Annotated in this window: 3 protein-coding genes; all 3 read right to left on the reverse strand. The window is 67.1% G+C overall.

Features of this window, described 5'->3' with window-relative positions; translation table 11 throughout:
- Positions 1-57: 57 nt before the first annotated feature.
- The 3 genes from ABYB95_RS19900 to ABYB95_RS19910 all read right to left on the reverse strand — a co-directional run bounded on the left by ABYB95_RS19900 (position 58) and on the right by ABYB95_RS19910 (position 3,268).
- Positions 58-759 (reverse strand): transposase, encoded by a 702-nt coding sequence (locus ABYB95_RS19900; protein WP_372660904.1) that lies wholly within the window; start codon positions 757-759, stop codon positions 58-60.
- Between the two features lie 62 nt (positions 760-821).
- Positions 822-2,045, reverse strand: a complete 1,224-nt coding sequence (locus ABYB95_RS19905; protein WP_372660910.1) for a CynX/NimT family MFS transporter — start codon at positions 2,043-2,045, stop codon at positions 822-824.
- A gap of 5 nt (positions 2,046-2,050) precedes the next feature.
- Positions 2,051-3,268, reverse strand: coding sequence for a deoxyguanosinetriphosphate triphosphohydrolase (locus ABYB95_RS19910; protein WP_372660907.1), 1,218 nt, complete (start codon positions 3,266-3,268; stop codon positions 2,051-2,053).
- Between the last annotated feature and the right edge of the window lie 71 nt (positions 3,269-3,339).

Consider the following 3,339-nt stretch of genomic DNA (forward strand, 5'->3'; position numbering starts at 1 on the left):
AATTGGGGACATATTAAAACCCCGTCCAAACAGCGGCGTTGAGGCCGCAGATGCCCGCTACCGGCTGCTTTTTTCTTTGTTCGCGGGTCTTCCCGCTTGCAGGGGACGCGCCCTTCGCGGCGTCTGCTTCTGCAAACCCGCAACAAAATCGGCTCCACCCAAAGCCCAGCCCCGCAACACGGAGTCGGTCAGCGCACGCTGCTGCTCCGTGCCCAGTCCGGCGTGCACCAATTCGGCATATGCGGCTTCGCGGGCAAACGGCGTGTTGCCCAGGGTCCAGGCCAACGGGTGCGGCGTCACCAGCTTGTCCTGCCCCAGCCCGACGTAATGCCCATGGCTCGACCAAGGAAAGTCCCGAGCAGCCTGCACCAGGCCAGCGCGTACCGGATTCAGGTCGATATACACCATGCAGGCGAGCAAATACCGATCGGTCTCGATCAGCGTGGAGCGGTAGCGCCCCTCCCACAGGGTGCCGCTGCGCCCTTGTTTGTCGTTGAAATAACGCACATAGCGCCGCCCCACTCCCTGCATCATCTGCGGCAAGCCCTCCGCAGTCTCGGGCGTGGCCAACAGGTGAAAGTGGTTGTCCATGAGCACATAGGCGTGCACAGCCACTTGGAAGCGCGTGGCGTACTCGATCAGCAGCGCCAGCAGATACCGGCGATCCTCGTCCGACGCAAAAATCGCCTGCCGGTTGTTGCCCCGCTGCACAACGTGGTGCGGGTAACCTGGAACGGTGAGACGGGGAAGGCGGGCCATGCGCGTGCTCAAGGATTGGGGGCAGCGAACAAAATGGAGTCCACACCCGATCCATTGGAATTTTACGTGGCGCGCTGCGCCCACGTCCGCTGCAAACCAGCCGCCACGCAACAACCCAGCACCGAGCAAGCCCCGGTGGCCAGCCAGGTCCACTGCCACCCACCGACCAGCACCGCCAACCAGGCCACGGCCGGTGGCCCCAGGAATTGGCCGAGCGCCGAGAGTTGCTGCATCCAGCCCACCGTGGTGGACACCGTGCCCGGGTCGGGGGCGAGCGACACCGACACGCCAAACAAGGTGCCGGGGATCAAGCCCCCGACACACGAGAACAGCAACACGGCGAGGTATTGCAGCAGCGGCGGCGCCCATGCGGAAAAGGCCACCGCCGCACCCGCGATCATGGCGAGGTAAGCCACGCCCATCAAGACGCCGGGCTGGGCGCCCCGGGCCAACCAGCGACCGGCCGCGATGTTGCCGACCATGTTGATCCCGGCGGCCAGCGCGGTGAGCGCACCCACCACGGGGCCGCTGTATCCCGCCTGGCTGTAGACCGTGGGCAGAAAACCGACCACCGCCATCCACTGGCTCGAATACAGAAAAAACCCGATGGCCACCAACCATGGGCCCGGCACCGACAAGGTGCGCCGCAAGCGGGGCCAGAGCGGCAGCTTGCGCTGAGCGTGGTGATCATCCGTGTCGGGTGGCACGCGCCAGGTGAACACCAGCATGGCCAAGGCCGAGACCAGGCTGAGCAGCAACCACGCGCCACGCCACCCCAGCACCCCCATGAGCGGGGCACCGAGCAGCAAGGCCGTGGCCATGCCCAGCGGCATGTAGGCACCCCACCAGCCCAGGGCGCGCGCCAAAGTCGGCGCGTGGTGCACGCGTTGCCGCAGCAGGCCCGGCGCCGGCAACACGGTGAGCAAAAAGCCCATGCCCTCAACGACACGGGACAGCAGCAACCAGTGCACGTCGGGCGCTAAAGCGCCTGCGGCGCTGCCCGCCGCGAGCAACAACAGACCTGCTTGCATCACCCGCCGAGCACCCAGGCGGTCTGCCACCAAGCCCATCAAAAGGCCCAGCGTCATGCCGGCGAACTGCACCATGGACAAGAGAAACCCGGCTTGGACCAGACTCAGCTGCAAAGCCTCGCGCAGCACCGGAATCGCCACCGGCAGCTTGCCGATGTGCAGCGCACAGGTCACACCCACCGCGATCACGATCAGCGCCAGGTGGCGCGCTTCGTGGGCGGCGTCCGGGTCGCGCCGGGTCTGCGGAGTTTGCACGCGGCTCAAGGAAACAGCACCGTGCCGCACAGGCGCTCGTGTTCGCGGATCGCGAAACGGTCGGTCATGCCGGCGATGTAGTCGGCCACGGCCCGTGGCAGGTGCTCGCGCTCGCGGTACTCGTCGGGCAGCTCGCCGGGCCGATCCAGGTACAGCGCAAACAAATCGTTCACCACGCGCCGGGCGCGGTCGGTCGTTTCCATGACCTGGGGATGGCGGTAGAGGTTGCGCAGCAAAAAGGTCTTGAGCACCTGGGAGGCCTCCCGCATGTCGCTGGAAAAGGCCACCACCGGCGGCGCGGTGCGCACCGCGTCGGCGCTGTCCAGGCCTGCGGCCTGCAGACCGGCCCGCGTGGTGTCGATCACGTCGTAGACCTGGTCGCTGAGCATCAGGCGGATGGACTCGAACAACAATCGGCGACCCGCCAGTTGCGGGTAGGCGGTCAGGGCCTTGAGGCGGTAGCGCTCGAACAAGGGCACCTCGGCCAACTGCTCCAGGCTCAGCAGCCCCGAGCGCACGCCGTCGTCGATGTCGTGTGCGTTGTAGGCGATCTCGTCGGCCAGGTTGCACAACTGGGCTTCCAGCGACGGCGAACCGCCGACCACAAAACGCGCCGCCACACCACTGGTGTCGTGCGCCTGCAGGCGCAGCGCATTGGCGCGCGAGCAGTGTTTGAGGATGCCTTCGCGGGTCTCAAACGTGAGATTCAAGCCGTCGAAGGCGGGGTAGCGCTCCTCCAGATGGTCCACCACGCGCAGGCTTTGCAGGTTGTGCTCAAAGCCCCAGCCATCGCTCTCCGGCTGGCCCGGCTGGGCGGCGGCGAACAGCGCTTTCAAACAGGTGTTCAGGGCGTCCTGCCCCGCGTGGCCGAACGGGGTGTGGCCCAGGTCGTGCGCCAGCGCCACGGCCTCCACCAGGTCTTCGTTCAGCCGCAACGAGCGCGCGATGCTGCGCCCCAGTTGCGCCACTTCCAGCGAATGCGTGAGCCGGGTGCGGAACAAATCGCCTTCGTGGTTGAGAAACACCTGGGTTTTGTAAACCAGCCGCCGAAAGGCGGTGGAATGGATGACCCGGTCGCGGTCGCGCTGGAACGCGGTGCGCGTCGGCGCCTCGGGCTCGGCGAAGCGCCGTCCCCGGCTGCGCGCGGGGTCGCTGGCGTAGGGTGCGAGCGCGGCGTTCGTGCCCAGCGGCACCGGCGCCACCGCTGGCCCGTCAGCCCGCACAACTCTCTTCGATCACACGCACCACCATGGCGTCGGGTGCCGCTCGCACCACGGCACGGCCGGGCCCGTCG

Origin of the sequence: Hydrogenophaga sp. (assembly GCF_041633695.1) — a bacterium.
Classification (GTDB): domain Bacteria; phylum Pseudomonadota; class Gammaproteobacteria; order Burkholderiales; family Burkholderiaceae_C; genus Hydrogenophaga.

Coding starts and splice junctions, on each gene's coding strand:
- ABYB95_RS19900 (WP_372660904.1), bottom strand. CDS start 759: ATGGCCCGCCTTCCCCGTCTCACCGTTCCAGGTTACCCGCACCACGTT.